An 18,048-nucleotide genomic window follows, 5' to 3' on the forward strand; every position below is an offset into this window, starting at 1 on the left:
ATGTTTTTTCAAAATAAAGAGCACTCATTCTACGGTAAATTATCGCTCCGCATCACTTGTGTTTTGTTGATTGTGGTTTTATCTGGTTGCTCTATATTTCAGAAATCATTGGATGTTAGTAAACCTAAGGCTTCTATCCGTGGTGTTTCTATTGATGAATTATCAACTCAATCTGTGACTCTACTGGTGGATGTAGAAGTCACAAACCCGAATGTTTTTGCGCTTAAAACGGCAGGTTTCGATCTGGATTTACTGATTAACGATCAACGTATTGCTTCGGTTGCACAGCCTGATGCCAGTTTGTCTTTGCCTGCCAAAGGGAGCAATAATATTCAGTTGCCTGTTACGCTAACCTTTGATCAGATCATGAAAAGTGTCAGTGACTTTGATGATAAAACAGAAATGAGTTATGGCGTTGACGGTAAGGTTGCGATTGATGTACCTGTGCTAGGTAATCTTAATATGCCAGTCAGTTTTTCAGGTGTTTTACCCATTCCGAAACAGCCAGAAATTACCATTAAAAACTTTAATGTGGATACGAATAGTTTGAGCGGTGCTAAGCTGAGTGTCGATTTAGACATTAAAAATCCAAATGTTTTTGATATTGATTTGAATAACGTGAACTATCAATTAAAAGCCGAAGGTAAGTCATTGGGAGCAGGTGAGATCAAAGCGATTAAACTGCCTCAAGGCAAGACGCAAAGTGTCTCAATACCTTTATCTATAGGTATGAGTGACATGGGAATGAGTTTGTATCGTATTTTTTCAAGTTCAGACCCTGTTGCTGTTGACGTAAGTGTAGGGGCAGAAGTAGATACTGGTATCAAAGGTTGGAAATCCACACCGTTGAGTCTCGAAACTCAGCAGATGATCACTAGATAAAGAGAGTTATTCGTGCTGTTTACTTATCGTGTTTTGGTTTTGGTATGAGTCATTCGCTGTTTCACGAAAATGTGACGACATGTGAAGAATGTGATCATGTAAATAGCATTCCACCGTTAAAAGGCGGCGATCGTTTCCGATGTCAGCATTGCGGGCACATTCTGATCAGTGTTCATAAACACGTGTCGGCGAGAATTTTAGGCGTTGGTCTATCCTCTTTGTTGATGCTCGCATTGGCTATGAGTTTTTCCTTTCTTGGTTTTTCAAGTAACGGTATTGATCGCACTGTTAGCTTGTTTCAAACATTAAGTGTTTTACTTGGCCTCGGGCATTTGGTGCTTGGGGCCATTATTAGTTTGGCTTTGTTTGTTTTTCCTATCGTGTATTTGTCTTCTGCGTTATTTCTCGTTTGGTCTTTCCAGAATAAATACGTATTAAAATCCGCTCAGCGTTACTGTGTTCGCTGGATTATTGTTTTACAGCCTTGGTTAATGGTTGATGTGTTTTTAGTGGGGATTTTAGTTGCCTTGGTGAAAGTAAATAGCTTGGCTGATATTTCTCTAGAACTGTCATTTTGGGCTTTCTGTGGTTACGTTTTGTTGCTTTTAAAAACAGTTACCTTGATCGATAAACGCTGGTTGTGGAACAAGGTTGCAGGTCAAGCGACTGAGCATGAAGTAGAACAAGGAACAGCGAAAAAACAAAACCTGATTGGCTGTCATTTTTGTGGTGCAACGTTATCGCGTGACGCGCATCATTGCGACCGATGTGGGCATTCTGTTCATAGTCGTCGACCAAACAGTTTGATGACGACGAGCGCTTTGTTGATTGCTTCTTTGGTGATGTATATACCAGCGAATGTTTTTCCCATTATGCAAACAACGTTTTTGGGTAGTACAGAGCCTTCAACGATTATGGGAGGCGTTTTGCTGCTTTGGACTTTGGAATCGTATCCAGTTGCCTTGATTATTTTGTTTGCGAGTGTGGTGATTCCAATTGCAAAAATGCTGGCGTTGGCTTGGCTATGTTGGCAGTGTTGTTATCCTAGCCAACGGCTGACAAAGCAAAAGATAAAACTATATAAAATGACGGAGTTGGTTGGTCGTTGGTCTATGATTGATGTTTTTGTTGTGGCGATTCTAACCAGCTTAGTGCAAATGGGGAATCTTGTGTCAATTTTCCCCGGCCCAGCGGTTTTGTCATTTACGGCGGTTATTGTATTTACCATGTTGGCTGCTATGTCGTTTGATCCAAGATTATTGTGGGATAAAGATGACGGTCCTAAAGCCGCATCTTTAGAAGGAGAGAAGGTTGAGTAATTCGAACAAACAAATCGAGAGTATGCGTAAAGTTCGATTTAATTCTATCTGGCTTGTACCTCTCATTGCTATTTTGGTAGCGAGTTGGATGTTGTATCAAAACTGGTCGAGCCAAGGGCCTGTTATTACCTTAATTGCATCAAATGCAGATGGTTTAGAAGCAGGAAAAACGAAGCTAAAATCTCGAAATGTAGATGTTGGGCGAGTCATTGACATACAACTGAGCGACGACTATGAAAACGCTATTATTCAGGTTCGAATGAATAACGGCACTCAACAAATGTTGCGTGATGATACCCAGTTTTGGGTCGTTAAACCACGGGTTGGAAGAGCGGGTGTGAGTGGTTTAGGAACGCTTCTATCTGGTGTGTATATTAATATGAAACCGGGTGAAAAAGGGGAGTTAAAGACGGATTTTGCTATTCTGAATCAGCCACCTCTTTCTACAGAAAACGACGGTGTACGTTTGATTTTATCCAGTAAAGAAGGCTCCAAACTTGAGATTGGTGCTTTGGTACATTTTCGAGGTTATGAAGTTGGTTACATTGAAAAAGTAGGCTTTGATGCTAAGAAAAGAGAGATTACCTATCAGGTCGTTGTACGTTCCCCTTACGATGCCTTGGTGAGCAGTAATACACAATTTTGGATCACATCAGGGTTAGCTTTTAAAAGCTCTGCAAGTGGTTTTGAGGTTCGTCTAGACTCATTGGAAACCTTATTTTCTGGTGGTATCACATTTGATTCTCCAGCTGGACAATCGACTGGACAAGTTATTGATGATATGTCGACATTTCGTCTATATCCATCTAAAGAAAGCGCAGACAATAATGTCTACAAAGACTTTATTAACTATGTATTTTTGTTTGATACTAATGTAAGTGGCTTAATTGCAGGAGCCGCTGTTGAGTATCGAGGTGTGAGAATAGGAACGGTATTAGATGTGCCATTTAATGGTATATCAGCAGAAGCCTTATCTTCATTAGACGCGCCTTACATTCCTGTTCGTGCTCGAATTGAACCTCAGCGATTGAATGGGTTAGGTACATCGGATGCCATTTCTTTAGAGCGCTGGCATCAATTATTAGGAGACAGAATTGATAAAGGCTTGCGAGCAAGTTTGAAAATAGGCAATTACGTAAATGCTGCTAAAATCATCAATATTGATTTTATAGATAACCCGTCGCCGGTCACACTTTCTAAACTTGAAAATTATAGCCTGTTCCCAACGGCAGCAGGCGGATTTGATGATATTCAATCTAAAGTAGTAGAAATTCTAGATAACGTGTCTCAGTTGCCTTTGAGTAATACGTTTGAACAACTTGGTCGAACAATGGAAGAGGCCAATGAAACATTACGACAATTACAAGCTGTGAGTAAAAGCGTGAAACAGCTTTTAGATAAATCAGAAACTCAGCAATTGCCGGCTGATTTATCGGCAACCATTAATGAGTTGAACTTGACGCTAGAAACCTATCAGGCAAATGGACAGATCGGCCGTCCATTAAGAGAGAATATGGTGTCATTAGGACGTGCATTGAATGAACTGCAGCCTTTGCTTCGTCAATTGAGAGAAAATCCAAACACTTTGATTTTCGACAGTGCGCCCCGGTTAGATATACAGCCGAAAGCGGCTAAATAGAATAAAGAGATAAAATTGTATGATGAAATTTCGGTTGTTATTGATCTTTGTTATTGCTTCGGTGACGACAGCGTGCGCGACAAATGTCGCCCCAGCGAATGAATACTTGTTAATGGATGACTCATTACAAACTGTGTCAACTCAAGAGACAAAAAGAGTGTCGATACAGTTGTTACCCATTGTTGTGGCAAATTATCTTGCTGGTAATGAAATTGTATTGGTAACGCAACAAGGGGAAGTTCATAGGTCACAAAGTAATTTATGGGCTGAGTCTTTGTCTTCTCAGCTAACGCGTTTGACTCAGCAGCGTTTAGAGAGAACTTTCCCGAGTATTACTTGGTTCGGTGGTCAGCGATTACCTGCAAGTGCTATTGGGTTGCTAAACATTGAAGTGGATGGTTTTTATGCTGATTTAAATGGCGTGGTGCATATTTCTGGCCGTTGGCAGGTGATTTCTGAAACAGGTGAGCTATCCGCCTCGGACACTTTTTATGTCACGGATGAGCTGCAATCAGATGGTTATGCAGCCATGGTGAGGACGCTTTCAGGGAGTTGGTTTAATCGAGTGATTGACCCTATGACAAAAGACATTGCTGAAGTGTTGAATAGATAAAAAACGCCTTATTTTATAAGGCGTCAGTAATATCAGGTCCGCATTACACAGACCTTTTTATTCTAACTCAGATTTAATGTCTCCAAGTTTAACCTATCATAGGCCGCTATTTTTCTCAGCTGATGCCGCTTGAATACTTTTTTGAATCAAGGGTGAGATGGTTAATCCTTGAACTATGATAGAAAAAATCACCACGACGTAAGTAATAATGACCATTATATCGTGTAAATCCATGCCATTAATCTGTATTTGGTCTGAAGGAATAGCCGCTGCCATCGCCAATGCAAGGCCACCACGTAACCCCCCCCAGGTTAAGATTTTTACGGAGTGCTTATCGTATTTTCGATAACGTTTAAAAATAATGTAAGGACTACCAACACTAATAAATCGAGCCAGTAAGACCACTGGAACCATAAGTAAGCCGAGTCCAATGATTTCCCATGATAGTGGCATCGTGACAATCAGCATGCCGATAATAAGAAACAGTAATGCATTTAAGAAACTGTCTGTTGCATGCCAAAAATCTTTTACATAGCGTGTGCCAGCTGGACCATATTTCTTTGATGCCGATGCACGGGTAATGTTTCCAAGTAAAATACCGCTGGTAACCATGGCCAGAGCACCTGAAATTTCCCAAATATTGGCCAGAGCAAAACCCGCTGACGGGATCGTCAGTGTGACCAACAAACGAGTGTTCACATCTTTGCAATGAAGTATGGCAAAATGACCGACTAGCGCGATCACAAGTCCAAAGATAATACCGCCAACTGCGTCTGTAAAAAATAACTCTGCGATATCCTGAACACTGGCTTCTGTGCCATAAAAAGCAACTGAAAATATAGTGGTGAAAATAACAAGACCAACGCCGTCGTTGAAAAGAGATTCGCCTTCTACTTGAATAGAAATGCCTTGAGGTGCACTCATTTGCTTAATAATAGCTAATACTGCAATTGGGTCAGTTGGGCTGATAAGAGCGCCAAAAAGTAGACAATAAATAAAGGGAACAGGGAAGCTTAGAAGGGCAAATAAATAGTAGCTCAAGTAACCAACGAGAAACGTTGAAACAAGAGTAGAAAAAAGCACTAATATTGTAATTTCCCAGCGTTGTCTCTTAAGTGCCGCAAGGTCTATTTCTAATGCGCCGGCGAACAACAGAAAGCCGAGCATGCCCTTTAATAGCAACTGATTAAAATCAATATCTGCAACGATTTGAGTAATAAACAGAGCCGTTCCATCACCCAGCATTTTAACCGCAAGAATTAAAAGTAAAGAAATGACAACGGAGCCTGTTGTTATGGCAATCGTTGTTTGCATTTTTAAGATGTATTGGTTTGTAAAAGCGATAAAAACCGCTAAAGCAGATAAGAAGCAGATGAGATACCAAGCATTCATTCGTGGGCCTTTATTTTAAAAGTCATAATCAGATAAGAAGATAATACACAGTAGATGGGATGTGCGTTAGCAAGGTATTTTATACCTAGAATATGTGGGTGTCACGGCTTGTTCTGTCTAAAAAACAATCAATTTGTCTTACAATATAATTAACTTTTAATCATAAAAATACTGAGGTAAACCTAATAGATATTTGTTTGGGTATGATTTAAGTAAAGCCTCATATAAACAATAAAAAACCATTTATTTTAAGCATAAAAAGCTTACTTTTACGGAAAGTAATCACCTGGTTTAGAAAATATGACCGATTAGTCAAAGGTTGATGAAGCTAGGTAATAAGCCTTGTATAATGTCGCCATATTTATTTTATAACAGCTTTTGAGGTATATCTTATGGCAACACCTTCCCAGCACGATTTGCGTAATGATTTTCGTACATTACTTGCAAGTGGTAAGTGCTACTACACCGCCTCTACATTTGACCCAATGTCAGCTCGTATTGCATCTGACCTTGGTTTTGAAGTGGGCATCTTGGGGGGTTCTGTTGCTTCTCTTCAAGTATTAGCGGCGCCTGATTTTGCCTTAATTACATTAAGTGAATTTACAGAACAAGCGACACGTATTGGTCGCGTTGCTCGATTGCCTATAATTGCTGATGCCGACCATGGCTATGGTAATGCCTTAAATGTCATGCGCACCATTGTTGAGCTAGAGCGAGCTGGTGTTGCTGCATTGACGATTGAAGATACTTTATTGCCAGCAAAATACGGTCATAAATCGACGGATCTGATTCCTGTTGAAGAAGCGGTTGGGAAGCTTAAAGCGGCATTAGAAGCCCGTATTGATCCAATCATGAGTATTATTGCTCGCACCCATGCTGGTCAATTAAGTACAGAAGAAACGATCCAGCGAGTGAAGGCTTACCAAGCGGTTGGTGTTGACGGTATCTGTATGGTTGGTATTCGTGACTTTGCACACCTAGAAGAAATTTCTCAGCACATTTCGATTCCAATCATGTTAGTTGCCTATGACAATCCTGAATTACGAGATCGTGAACGCCTTGCTGCAAATGGTGTCCGTATCGTTGTTAATGGTCATGCTGCTTATTTTGCGGCTATCAAAGCAACTTACGACTGCTTACGAGAACAGCGTGGCATTGCAGAAGGTACATTGAATGCTTCTGAATTGTCGACTCGTTATTCAACACTTGAAGAAAACCGAGTGTGGGCTAACAAGTATATGGATGTGCAAGAGTAAGCAAGCTTCCTGAAAGTGATAAACACAAAAAACCTGCATAGTGTTTCTATGCAGGTTTTTTGTGCTTCTTAAACGCTATTTTAGATAAGTTCTAGCTCTTCCATGATACGACGAATCGTTGCTTTTGTACTGTCTTGTAATGGCACCATTGGAAGGCGACATTCGTCAGTACAAAGACCAAGTAATGAGACTGCGTATTTAGGTCCGGCTGGGTTTGGCTCGATAAACAATGCATTGTGCAGTTCAAAAAGCTTATCTTGCAGCTGAGATGCCTCGTTGTATTTACCTTCACGACATAGTCGTTGAAGCTCAACAACAAGCTTCGGCGCAACATTTGATGTGACAGAAATACAGCCTTGGCCACCGCCAACATTATAGGCAACAGTAGTGATGTCATCGCCACTTAAAAAGTTAAATGGTGTCTTGATCAGTGCACGTTCACGAATAGGGCGCGTTAGATCGCCTGTGGCGTCTTTTACGCCGATAATACGAGGCAACTCAGCAAGATTAACTAAGGTATCGACACTCAATCCAACAACAGCACGAGGCGGAATGTTGTAAAGAATAATCGGTAGTTTGCTGTTGTCGTGAACGTATTTGAAGTGCTCGTATAAACCAGCTTGGTTAGGTCGATTGTAATAACCCGCTACATGCAAAGTCGCATCCGCGCCAGCTTGATAGGCAAACTCAGAATAATTAACGGCTTCCACTGGGTTATTTGAACCAGCACCAGCAAGCACAGGAACGGCTTTATTCGTTTCTTGAACGGTGATCTCAATAACGCGCTTGTGTTCATGTTCGCTTAACGTTGGAGATTCTCCTGTTGTACCAACAGGAACTAGGCCATTGATGCCTTGATCAATCTGCCAACGCACAATATTGCGTAGAGCGTCTTCGTCTAATTGACCATTACGAAAAGGAGTAATTAATGCTGTGATTGCGCCGTGGAACATATTGTAGCCTCATTTTGGGCCGGTATGTATTCTGCTACTGAAGGGAAAGATAAACCGTCAGCGAGAATGCTGCCGGGAGTTGTTTTAACCTTAATTCCACATGCCAGCACCGCAAAGCTTTTTTGCCTTACGTTTATCGCCGTTGTGTTTAGATAAGATAATTGTGTTCATAATTTAATGGGTATTTCTTAATAGTTAGTCTCCTTATGCTGATCCTTTTTTTGATAAAGGTCAATATGTTGGCGCGTTTTTGTTTAAGCCTAAATTTAAATTCAAGTTTAATGACGTCATTCGATTTTTTGAGTGGTATTCGATAATATGTCACTGCATTATAAGTACGCTTATTCAAGTCTAAATCCGAATGATGAGTACATCACCTCAAAATAATAAAATGAGATAAAATATGGATTTAACAACTTGGCTGTCTTTAGTTGTTGTTTGCGTGATGGGAGCCATTTCACCTGGCCCGAGTCTGGCGGTCATTCTTCGTGTTTCTGTTTCTCAATCTGCACTTCATGGCGTATTGGCTTCATTGTCTCATGGTGCTGGTATTGGTTTTTGGGTATTTATCACGTTACAAGGAATGGCCGTTCTTATTGAACAACACCAACAAGCCTTTTCTATTTTGACCGTGTTAGGTGGTCTGTATTTAGCATGGCTTGGTATAAAAGCATTACGTTATGCTGGTAAAGGAAAAATAGATGAAGTAGAAGCCGTTAAATCTTCTTATTGGGAGTCAATCCGAGATGGTTTATTGATTGCTTTAATGAACCCTAAAATTGCACTTTTCTTTTTGGCTCTCTTTAGTCAGCTTGTAGACGCTGAAATGACAGCAATGATGAAAGTACAATTTTGGACAACCGTTGTTGTGATTGATAGTGGTTGGTACATTCTTGTTGCTTTGTTATTGACGAGTGGTCCAGTTTTACCTTGGTTACGTCGAAATATGGTTTGGGTTGATCGAGTGATGGGCTGTTTATTGACCTTAATTGGCTTAAAAGTCGTTATAGGCTAAATATTTTTGATTCTCCTGCATTTAATTTCGTGAGTTTAAGGGGCATACGTAAATCTAAACGAAAAATCCCCGCTCAAGTAGCGGGGATTTTTGTATGAACTAAGTCGTATTTTTTAATCTACGGCTTGTATTATTTATTAAAAATGAAACCTTCTATTTTCAATAAATCTTTTGTCCATAACTCATAGGCTTTATTGTTTAAATGGAGTCTATCCCCTTCAAACAAATTTTCTTTAATCTCACCTTGTTGATCTAATAATGTGGAGAACAAATCAATGTATTTCGTGTTTGGTCGAGTCTTTGCCAAACGCTCTAATTGTAAATTGGTTTTCTCTATTGTTTGGCGCATTTTTAAACGAGCCGGGCTACATTTGATGCTAAGTAGCGTCACTGGAATTCCAGGAAGATGACGGTCTATTTTTTGTAAAAGCTCGATATAAAGTTCAACGACTTTATTGCAATCATAATGGTTGCCTATGTCATTATCTCCAGCGTAGATAACCAAAGAACGCGGTTTATGAGGTAAAATTATACGCTCAAAATAGTAAACACAGGCTTCTAGCGTCGCGCCACCAAACCCCAAGTTAATGGCATCTTTGTCACGGAAATGACGAGAGAAATCACTCCATAAGCGCATGGTTGATGAACCATAAAATGCAACAGGTTGTTCTTTATATTCTTGATGAGATAGATGGAATTCAAGTTCGCGGACGTCTGATTCAAACTCCACATCAATTTGGTTGAGGCTCATAACATTAGAACGATAGCCATTCTTGCCACTGAAAATAGGGTACTGGCGAATCTCTCTCGACAGTTCAACCGCTTCATTGACGTAACCCTTATATTCTTCTTGATAGGCGATTAGGAAGTTAGTTAAGGCTTCCTTATCTTTGTAATCGACTTTGCTAGACAGTTTGAACGCAGGTTTTATGATTACAGTATAAATATTGTGATCTGCACGCTTATCAAAATTCGCTACAACAATAGGAACGATCCATGGTTCATCGCTGCCCATAGAGCCTGCCACTTCAAACGCATGGGGTAAAAAAGTACCTGGAGACTGATGAGTACCAAAACTCTTACCTTCTGGAGAAATTATTAAGGGTAAGTTTTGTTTCAACGTTTCTTGAGATTGTTCAATGAAGTGGTCGTATTCTGGTGTGTCTCTGGTGAGATTTTCCCAACTGTTGATAAAAAGATTGCCAAAACGCTCATAGAAGTCGTCACGCCAGAACTCGCTTTCTTTACTACGGCGCACAACACGCTGTCCGGAAATGCCGTATTCATTGTCAATAATCATAGAACCAATGAATTGAGCATCCATAGAGAAACGGAAACCATTAGGTAAGCGGTTAGTTGGCGAGCCTAATAAATGGTTGTAAATAAACAAAGAACCGGCTTTTTTAGGTAAATTCTCCAACCCTTTAATAACATAAGGAACTTGTTGGAAGGCTTGTTTAAAAAGTTCTGTTCCTAGGCGTCTTGCGTCTAAGGCGGATGTTTCTTTAGGTAAACGGTTTATGCTGTCGTAAACATTTTGTAGATGACGATAAAAGGCATTTTCGCGTTGTAAGTCTTTCAATATATCTAAACACATGCCCGAGATGGTTCTTTCTAGTACGCTGCCAAAGTGCAAACATTTGTAGAGTACGCCAAAGGCTTCATCTGTTGTGATTGCGCTTTTTAGCAACTCGCTGACTTTGTATAAAGGCGAGCTCACTGGTAAAAGAGCAGCATTTTGTTCAATCACATTACAAACAGCTAAGGTTTCATCATTTGCAATTTGTGAAAGATAGCGCATTCGAGCGGCCAGTAAATGAGTGCCGACTAACCAAATAAGTCGATATAGATATTTTACAGAAAATTTGGGGTTATCTTTGAAAATGTCGAGAAGGTCATCTCGTTTAATAAATAAGACACTACTGTCCCTTGAGGAAATAATTGAGGTACGATTTTTTAGCGAAACATTTTCTGTTGTCCAAGACAATACCGTACCAGCACGAGAAATGGAGCGAGTGGTAATAATATCGCCCGAATCTGTTTGGTAACTTACGACAACCTTACCCTTGATCAGTAAATACAAACCATCTGCTGGTTGGTCTTGCTGAGATAAAATATCGCCTTGATGTGCTAATAATATAGATGACTTTTTTGCCAGTGCGTGAACTTCAGCTTGAGTGAATGACTCACAAAATGGTGCGTAATTAAGCAAGTTGATTGCATCTTTTAGTGCATGAACTTGTTTTTCCGAATTAATCAGTGGACGAGTTTCTTCAAAAGCCAAAGATTCATTGGAAAAGAAAGGACGAGTTTGGTTTTGAATATTCGTTAAAACAGGCAGAGATTCTTGGTAGACAAACTGCAAAAATTGATTTGCGAAGACGAAATTCGTATCCAGAATTTTTTGTAATTCAAGAATTGGCCAAACTAACAGCTTAGAAGATTTAGTTGCTGTAAATGTGGTTGCATAACGTGATGGATGTCGAAAAGCAGACCAACCAATAGGTGACATAACATGGTTGATTGAACCAACGTTATAAGATTTCCCTGACTCTTGAAGAGGAACTGATATCGCCACTTCACCTTCCAGAAGAAAGTAAATATGTTGACCGATCTCAAATTGTTTTGCTAATACATCGCCTGCTTTTAGTGTTTTGATACTCGCGAGATCTGTTAGTGAAGACGCTAATTCTGCGTCGATGTTGGCCATAAAAGGAAAAGCCAGTACTTGTGATTTAACGTCCATCTTTGATACCTCGAAATTTTTTGTCGCTCTAGTTAGGGCGTTTAATCGTTACTGTTTCACCTAGCAGCGCGTAATCGTTACCGCCGAGTCGCGCCAGAGGGTTTAACTTTTTATTGTCGATGTGCGTGCGATTATTTTCTTCAGAGACCAGATCGTCATCAACGTATAAATCCAATATTTCTAAGTAAATTGCATTAAATGGGGCGTTGCCAAATGTATGTATGTCAAATAATCGGCAGTGAATAGCGACTTTGGCTTCTGCAATACGAGGCAGTGTTTGGGTGAAATTGGTAAGTGATATTCCAGCTCGGGATAATTCAGATTCACCATAATCTAAATTAGCTGCACTCTCATTTACTGCGTTGGCTAGGTCGCCACTTGGAATATGCAAAACACATTCCTTTTCACGTATTAAGTTCTGTTTGGTATCTTTAGCAAGGCCATCCATTTTGTTTCCAATGGAAACCACTAGTAATGCAGGATCGGAAGAGATAGCAGAGAAATAGGAGAAAGGAGCAAGGTTAAAGCTGTTGTTTTCATTTTTCGTCATGATCCACGCGATTGGGCGAGGAGTAATGGTTTGAGTGATTAGGTGGTAGCGCTGATTGCCACTTAATTGATCAAACTGAAACCGCATAAACTTACCTCATAGTAATAAAAATAGTTAGAAACCTGTCTAGTTAAATTACTACAAATACTCGTCCATTGTGAATGCTTGAGTGTAAGTTTATGAAATTAATCTTAAAGCCAACTTTAAAGAAACAAATTAATAAGCTTCAATGATGCTGTTAAACGCAATAACCACTCGATCTTTTTGGCCAAAGTATGGCAAAGCTGAGTGCTTTAGATAAGAAGGAAAAATCACAATTTGCCCTTCGGTTGGGGTAAAGTCCCAGACGCCTTGGCTACCTAAATAGGCTGTACCAGGATCTGCATAATGTTCTGCATTGGCTCTAGGATCATAAAATCGATTGAGGCCGCCTTTGCCTTCGTCTTTTGCATCACCGGGTTCAAGGTAATAAATCCCACACCATGAACAATTAGGGTGAGAGTGTACGTCGTGGTAACCACCATTTTGCGTCACGTGATACCAAGATTCTATAATATGCGCGTCAGCTTCCATGTCTTCAGGCCAAAATGCCTTATTAACAGACGCTGCAATTTCAAGAATAAGCTCTTCAAAAGTCCGCTTCGCTTCCATGATATTGGCGTCAGCTAGTTCTAAAAAGTCTAAAGTACTTTCATGCAATGCGTGCTTTGCTTTAGGCGCGACTCGGCTTTCAATTGCTATGGTTTGTGCTGCTTTCTGTTGATAAACAGCAGCTAACAAGGCGTCTTTTAAGAAATCATGATCTGGCATTTGAGTAACGTAAAGTGGAGTTGTCCAAACGTTAATTTCTTCGATGATGGGAGTATCGATCATATCCTCTAAGCCTATCTGAAAATTATATTGGGGTTGTTTTAATATTAAACAGGTAAATCCAGCTCTGTCACAACGGGTTTGTAGCCACAAAACATCATGACAAGATTGCGAAATCCGGTGTTGATATCGGGCCCTTCTAAGCCTTTGACAGTTTTGTCCATAAGGGCTAGATAGTTTTGCATATAAGGTAGGGTAATCTTGTTGTGACGTGACATAGCGCTTTCATAAAAGGTAACGCGTTTGTCCCAAATTCTTTCTGCTTGGCAAGCTTGACGTAAGCTGGAGGACTGCATGGCTTGTAAAAGGTTGGCTAAAGTTTGAATTTCTCTGTTAAACAACCAAAGAATAATGTTGGGCTCGACGCCTTCACCAAGCAGTTGATTTAAGCAATGCATGGCGTCTTTTGCTTTGCCCATTAAAATCCGGTCACTGAGGTCGTAAATGGAGTAGCGGCTACTATCCGATACGGCGGCAATGACATTTTCTTCGGTGATTTTAGCGCCAGGGCCATGGGAAAGAGCCAGTTTTTCGAGCTCTTGGGAAAGAGCGAGTAAGTTACCTTCACTACGCTCAGCGATTATGCTGGCAGCATCGCGAGTCAAAGAAAGCTCAAGCGTTTGTGCTTTTTGTTGTATCCATGTTGGTAAACGGCTGGCGTCGATAGGCCAAATTTGAACAAAAACACCTTGTGACTCTAACTGTGTGAACCATTTTGCTTTTTGTGTGCGTGCGTCAATCTTAGGAATTGTCAGTAAAATCGTGTTGTCTTCGCTAAGAGACTGACCAAGTTGGGCTAAAGCTTTACTGTGCTTTTCACCCATTTTATCTATCTGAATATCAAACAGGCGGCGATTTGAAAAGAGAGACAAACTTTGGTTTTCATTAATAACGTCTTGCCAATCAAACTGAGCATCAGCGACATAACGTAGACGTTCCTCAATTTGATGGGATTGAGCGGCTTTACGTATGCTATCAGCGGCTTCTTGGCACAATAAAACCTCGTCCCCCGAAATAATATACAAGGGGGCGAGGTTTTTTTTGAGTTGTTGTTCTAGTTGATCAACTCGAACTTTCATGTCTTTTACCTAAAAAAAAGCCTAAATGATGCGCTTAAATGTCATGCTGGTTAAAGCGGGGCATAACTTAGGTCACTAACAAGCTGAGTGGCTAATACCTCGTACATTTCTTCTGTTTGAGCTGTGTTATAAGACAGTTTTGCACTTTCTTCGCCGTCTTGATTGGTCAAGGTTTTACTTGTGCTGATCGATCTAGGGCCATACACGGATTTTCCATCATTTTGACGAACAAAATAATGGCCTTTTAATACTCTGTGTACTTGTGATGTATCATTTGACGAGTTAGTGGCTAGCTCGGTATCAGATAAAGTTATTGGGTTGATTTTTAGCTCTAATGTATTCTCAGTCGCATTTACTTTTTCTACAACCGTTGCACCTGCTTTGTTTAATGCAATGCGCAATGCACGATCGAAATTATCTGATCCGCTTTGAGAATTGATTGTGAGTATTTTAAGCTGTGTTGGAAGCTCAACTAGGCCACGTAAATGAAAGCCGCAAGCGACAAGGCTCATGGTTAACAATGCAAGTAAAAGTAGGCGAGAAGCCTGTTTGAATCTGATTACCATATACCTAGTCTCTATTTTGTAAAGAAAATAAGGGACGACAGAGTCATCCCTTAAGAGCCTAACTTAATTAGCAACAATATTAACCAAGCGACCAGGAACCACGATCACTTTACGTACCGTTTTGCCTTCAAGGAACTTGGTCACACTTGGGTGAGCCAGTGCTTCGGCTTCTATTGTTTTACTGTCTGCACTGGCAGAAACCGTTAATTCAGCGCGCTTCTTACCAAGTACTTGAACAACGATGGTTAGCTCATCTTTGATCAAGGCATCTTCATCTAATGTTGGCCATGGTGTATCGACTACGTTATCTGTGTGGCCAAGGTCTATCCAAAGCTGATGCGAAATATGCGGAACAATAGGTGACAATAACAAGGTTGCCGCTTCTAGCGCTTCACGTTCAACCGCAAGGCCAAGCTCAGATTGATCTTCAAACTTACTGACTTCGTTGCACAATTCCATAACCGCTGCGATGGCTGTATTGAATGTTTGGCGGCGTTCAATATCGTCAGTTACTTTTTGAATCGTTTCGTGTGTTTTACGACGCAATGATTTTTGGGCGCCATTCAATGCAGAAATATCTAATTCACCCACTTTACCTGCATTGGTATGGCGATAAGAAAGTGCCCACAAACGACGTAAGAAACGAGACGCGCCATCAACACCGGTATCGTTCCATTCCAAAGATTGTTCAGGTGGCGCACTGAACATAATAAATAGGCGCACCGTATCGGCACCGTATTTCTCAATCATTTCTTGAGGATCAACAGTGTTGCCTTTCGATTTCGACATTTTAGTGCCGTCTTTGTTAACCATGCCTTGCGTTAACAAGCGCTTGAATGGTTCGTCAGATTTTACAAGGCCAGCATCACGAAGAAGCTTGTGGAAGAAGCGTGAATACAATAAATGCAAGATAGCGTGTTCGACACCGCCCACATATTGGTCAACAGGAAGCCAGTAATTAGCCTCTTCCGTTAGCATCGCGTCTTTTGAATCTGGACAGCAGTAACGAGCAAAGTACCAAGAAGATTCCATGAAAGTATCGAACGTATCAGTTTCGCGTTCAGCTTCTTCACCATTAAACATAATGCTAGAGAAGTCAGGGTTATTTTTGATTGGAGAGTTAACACCATCCATCACAACGTCTGTTGGTAATACAACAGGTAATTGATCTTCTGGAACAGGCACAACAGAGCCGTCTTTTAGGTTAATCGTTGGGATTGGTGTTCCCCAATAACGCTGACGACTCACACCCCAATCACGAAGACGGTAGTTTACTTTGACTTCACCAAGCTTGTGCTCAGTCATCCAAGTTGCGATTGCATCAAACGCTTCTTTAAAAGCCAAACCATCAAATTCACCAGAATTACATAAGATACCTTTTTCTGTATAAGCCGCTGTTTCAATATCAAAGGTTTCTTCGCTAGCTGGTTTGACTACTTGTTTGATAGGTAAATTGTATTTTTTAGCAAACTCAAAGTCTCGCTGATCGTGCGCTGGAACCGACATCACAGCACCAGATCCGTATTCCATTAATACGAAGTTCGCTGCGAAAACAGGGACGATGTCACCAGTAATTGGGTGAACAGCTTTGAAGCCAGTATCAATGCCTTTTTTCTCAACGGTTGCCATGTCGGCTTCTGTTGTCGACATAAGCTTGCTTTCTTCGATAAAGGCTTTAAGTTCTGCGTTGTTTTTTGCGGCTTCAAGAGATAATGGATGCTGAGTTGCAACCGCAACATAGGTTACGCCCATTATCGTATCTGGACGAGTGGTATAAACCGACAAGCGATCTTCTTTACCTTCCACTGCGAAGCTAAACTCTAAGCCTTCAGAACGACCAATCCAGTTGCGCTGCATGGCTTTTACTTTTTCAGGCCAGCCATCTAGTTGATCAAGATCGTTTAGTAGTTCTTCGGCGTAATCTGTAATGCGAATAAACCATTGAGAAATTTCTTTACGCTCTACTAAAGCACCGGAGCGCCAGCCGCGCCCATCAATAACTTGCTCGTTTGCCAGTACGGTTTGGTCAATTGGATCCCAGTTTACGGCTGCGGTTTTTTTGTACGCCATGCCTTTTTCAATTAACTGGGTGAAGAACCATTGTTCCCATTTGTAATATTCAGGTGTGCAGGTCGCTAGTTCGCGATCCCAGTCATAACCAAAGCCAAGCTCTTTTAATTGGCCTTTCATGTAAGCGACGTTTTCCATTGTCCACTTAGCGGGTGCACTTTTGTTTTTAATGGCCGCATTTTCTGCAGGAAGACCGAAAGCGTCCCAACCCATAGGTTGCATAACGTTTTTGCCTTGCATGCGCTGGTAACGAGAAATTACGTCGCCAATGGTGTAGTTACGTACATGACCCATGTGCAGTCGGCCACTTGGGTAAGGGAACATAGAAAGGCAGTAGAACTTCTCTTTACTAGAGTCAGCGACGGCTTTGAAGACTTTGTTTTCGTCCCAAAAAGATTGTGCAGTTTGTTCAATTTGCTGCGGATTATATTGTTCTTGCATGATGTAATCGTATCCCATGATCGACGTGAGGTTGGCAGAGCTGTATTCTCTTTTGATAAAGCTGAAGCATTATAACGACATAGCGCAAGATAATGCTGAAATGGCCAACAGAGTTTGAAAATATACGCTATTTTATAGAGATGAAGCCTTAATTAGAAGGTGCATGGAGAAGGAGTTATGAAATCTATGAAAAAAGATTCACCAAAAAGCGCAAAGAGTTCTGATTTAGTCGAAGAAGCGCGTAAGACATTAGTCGGGGCTAAGGATTGGTTGGTTGAAGATGTCTCTCTAATGACAGCGTACTGGCACGACAAAATGGGTTATACCGAAGCCTGGGTCAATGCCAATTGGCACCTTGTGCTTGATGAAGGGCATGAGCTTATTGAAGAGTTAGATGAAAAAGAAGATACCGCTTTGTTATGGCTAATTAATCACGCCAATAATAATCCAGTGCCTTTAGAGCAATGTCATGTGGTTGGTAGCTTGGTTGAAGCGGGAACTTACCATTGCATGTCTTGTGGTCATGACAATGTATTGGAAACTCAGCAGGCATTAGCGCCTTGTGAAATATGTCACTATGGTTTGATGTCGACCCATCAGCAATAATAATCTAGACCATAAAACAAGCGACTCTAATTGAGTCGCTCGTTTTTTGTC

At 40.8% G+C, this 18,048-nt stretch carries 15 protein-coding genes; 7 read left to right on the forward strand and 8 right to left on the reverse strand.

Going from position 1 to position 18,048, the window contains the following annotated elements:
• From MUS1_RS07255 to MUS1_RS07270, 4 genes are read left to right on the forward strand one after another with little or no spacing between them, the layout of a single operon-like run.
• Entirely contained in the window at positions 1-882 is an 882-nt protein-coding gene (locus MUS1_RS07255; RefSeq protein WP_036160683.1) for an LEA/WHy family protein, read from the forward strand.
• Between the two features lie 44 nt (positions 883-926).
• A complete protein-coding gene (locus MUS1_RS07260) occupies positions 927-2,201 on the forward strand; it encodes a paraquat-inducible protein A (RefSeq protein WP_036160685.1) in 1,275 nt (424 codons plus the stop codon).
• Entirely contained in the window at positions 2,194-3,840 is a 1,647-nt protein-coding gene (gene pqiB, locus MUS1_RS07265; RefSeq protein WP_051436162.1) for an intermembrane transport protein PqiB, read from the forward strand. The genes MUS1_RS07260 and pqiB overlap by 8 nt, the downstream gene beginning before the upstream one ends.
• 19 nt (positions 3,841-3,859) lie before the next feature.
• On the forward strand, positions 3,860-4,453 hold the full coding sequence (locus MUS1_RS07270; protein ID WP_245595771.1) for a PqiC family protein: 594 nt from the start codon (positions 3,860-3,862) through the stop codon (positions 4,451-4,453).
• A gap of 96 nt (positions 4,454-4,549) precedes the next feature.
• Here the strand turns inward: MUS1_RS07270 and MUS1_RS07275 are convergent, their stop codons facing one another.
• Positions 4,550-5,845: a cation:proton antiporter gene (locus tag MUS1_RS07275; RefSeq protein WP_036160689.1), complete on the reverse strand. Its 1,296-nt coding sequence runs from the start codon at positions 5,843-5,845 to the stop codon at positions 4,550-4,552.
• Between the two features lie 392 nt (positions 5,846-6,237).
• Here MUS1_RS07275 and MUS1_RS07280 point away from each other — a divergent pair, with 392 nt between their 5' ends.
• A complete protein-coding gene (locus MUS1_RS07280; protein WP_036160691.1) occupies positions 6,238-7,101 on the forward strand; it encodes an isocitrate lyase/PEP mutase family protein in 864 nt (287 codons plus the stop codon).
• A gap of 80 nt (positions 7,102-7,181) precedes the next feature.
• On the opposite strand, the gene dapA is transcribed toward MUS1_RS07280, so the two are convergent.
• Complete coding sequence (dapA, locus tag MUS1_RS07285) at positions 7,182-8,054, reverse strand: 4-hydroxy-tetrahydrodipicolinate synthase (RefSeq protein WP_036160693.1); 873 nt, start codon at positions 8,052-8,054, stop codon at positions 7,182-7,184.
• A 403-nt stretch (positions 8,055-8,457) separates the two neighbouring features.
• Between dapA and MUS1_RS07290 the strand changes: the two genes are divergently transcribed.
• Complete coding sequence (locus tag MUS1_RS07290) at positions 8,458-9,069, forward strand: LysE family translocator (RefSeq protein WP_036160696.1); 612 nt, start codon at positions 8,458-8,460, stop codon at positions 9,067-9,069.
• Between the two features lie 130 nt (positions 9,070-9,199).
• On the opposite strand, the gene MUS1_RS07295 is transcribed toward MUS1_RS07290, so the two are convergent.
• The 6 genes from MUS1_RS07295 to leuS all read right to left on the reverse strand — a co-directional run bounded on the left by MUS1_RS07295 (position 9,200) and on the right by leuS (position 17,391).
• Positions 9,200-11,815, reverse strand: a complete 2,616-nt coding sequence (locus MUS1_RS07295) for a cyclic nucleotide-binding domain-containing protein (RefSeq protein WP_036160697.1) — start codon at positions 11,813-11,815, stop codon at positions 9,200-9,202.
• A gap of 28 nt (positions 11,816-11,843) precedes the next feature.
• Positions 11,844-12,452 carry a flavin reductase family protein gene (locus MUS1_RS07300; protein WP_036160699.1) on the reverse strand — a complete coding sequence of 203 codons (609 nt, stop codon included), beginning with the start codon at positions 12,450-12,452 and terminating at the stop codon, positions 11,844-11,846.
• A gap of 129 nt (positions 12,453-12,581) precedes the next feature.
• Entirely contained in the window at positions 12,582-13,238 is a 657-nt protein-coding gene (locus MUS1_RS07305; protein WP_036160700.1) for a TIGR02466 family protein, read from the reverse strand.
• Between the two features lie 44 nt (positions 13,239-13,282).
• Positions 13,283-14,314, reverse strand: a complete 1,032-nt coding sequence (holA, locus tag MUS1_RS07310) for a DNA polymerase III subunit delta (protein ID WP_036160703.1) — start codon at positions 14,312-14,314, stop codon at positions 13,283-13,285.
• A 50-nt stretch (positions 14,315-14,364) separates the two neighbouring features.
• Positions 14,365-14,880, reverse strand: coding sequence for an LPS-assembly lipoprotein LptE (locus MUS1_RS07315; protein WP_036160706.1), 516 nt, complete (start codon positions 14,878-14,880; stop codon positions 14,365-14,367).
• A 63-nt stretch (positions 14,881-14,943) separates the two neighbouring features.
• Positions 14,944-17,391: a leucine--tRNA ligase gene (gene leuS / locus MUS1_RS07320; RefSeq protein ID WP_036160923.1), complete on the reverse strand. Its 2,448-nt coding sequence runs from the start codon at positions 17,389-17,391 to the stop codon at positions 14,944-14,946.
• A 186-nt stretch (positions 17,392-17,577) separates the two neighbouring features.
• Here leuS and MUS1_RS07325 point away from each other — a divergent pair, with 186 nt between their 5' ends.
• Entirely contained in the window at positions 17,578-17,997 is a 420-nt protein-coding gene (locus MUS1_RS07325) for a leucyl-tRNA synthetase (protein ID WP_036160926.1), read from the forward strand.
• Positions 17,998-18,048: the final 51 nt, after the last annotated feature.

The organism is Marinomonas ushuaiensis DSM 15871, from assembly GCF_000521805.1.
GTDB lineage: Bacteria > Pseudomonadota > Gammaproteobacteria > Pseudomonadales > Marinomonadaceae > Marinomonas > Marinomonas ushuaiensis.

Coding starts and splice junctions, on each gene's coding strand:
- MUS1_RS07255 (WP_036160683.1), top strand. CDS start 1: ATGTTTTTTCAAAATAAAGAGCACTCATTCTACGGTAAATTATCGCTC.
- MUS1_RS07260 (WP_036160685.1), top strand. CDS start 927: ATGAGTCATTCGCTGTTTCACGAAAATGTGACGACATGTGAAGAATGT.
- MUS1_RS07270 (WP_245595771.1), top strand. CDS start 3,860: ATGATGAAATTTCGGTTGTTATTGATCTTTGTTATTGCTTCGGTGACG.
- MUS1_RS07275 (WP_036160689.1), bottom strand. CDS start 5,845: ATGAATGCTTGGTATCTCATCTGCTTCTTATCTGCTTTAGCGGTTTTT.
- MUS1_RS07280 (WP_036160691.1), top strand. CDS start 6,238: ATGGCAACACCTTCCCAGCACGATTTGCGTAATGATTTTCGTACATTA.
- dapA (WP_036160693.1), bottom strand. CDS start 8,054: ATGTTCCACGGCGCAATCACAGCATTAATTACTCCTTTTCGTAATGGT.
- MUS1_RS07290 (WP_036160696.1), top strand. CDS start 8,458: ATGGATTTAACAACTTGGCTGTCTTTAGTTGTTGTTTGCGTGATGGGA.
- MUS1_RS07295 (WP_036160697.1), bottom strand. CDS start 11,815: ATGGACGTTAAATCACAAGTACTGGCTTTTCCTTTTATGGCCAACATC.
- MUS1_RS07300 (WP_036160699.1), bottom strand. CDS start 12,452: ATGCGGTTTCAGTTTGATCAATTAAGTGGCAATCAGCGCTACCACCTA.
- MUS1_RS07305 (WP_036160700.1), bottom strand. CDS start 13,238: ATGATCGATACTCCCATCATCGAAGAAATTAACGTTTGGACAACTCCA.
- holA (WP_036160703.1), bottom strand. CDS start 14,314: ATGAAAGTTCGAGTTGATCAACTAGAACAACAACTCAAAAAAAACCTC.
- MUS1_RS07315 (WP_036160706.1), bottom strand. CDS start 14,880: ATGGTAATCAGATTCAAACAGGCTTCTCGCCTACTTTTACTTGCATTG.
- leuS (WP_036160923.1), bottom strand. CDS start 17,391: ATGCAAGAACAATATAATCCGCAGCAAATTGAACAAACTGCACAATCT.
- MUS1_RS07325 (WP_036160926.1), top strand. CDS start 17,578: ATGAAAAAAGATTCACCAAAAAGCGCAAAGAGTTCTGATTTAGTCGAA.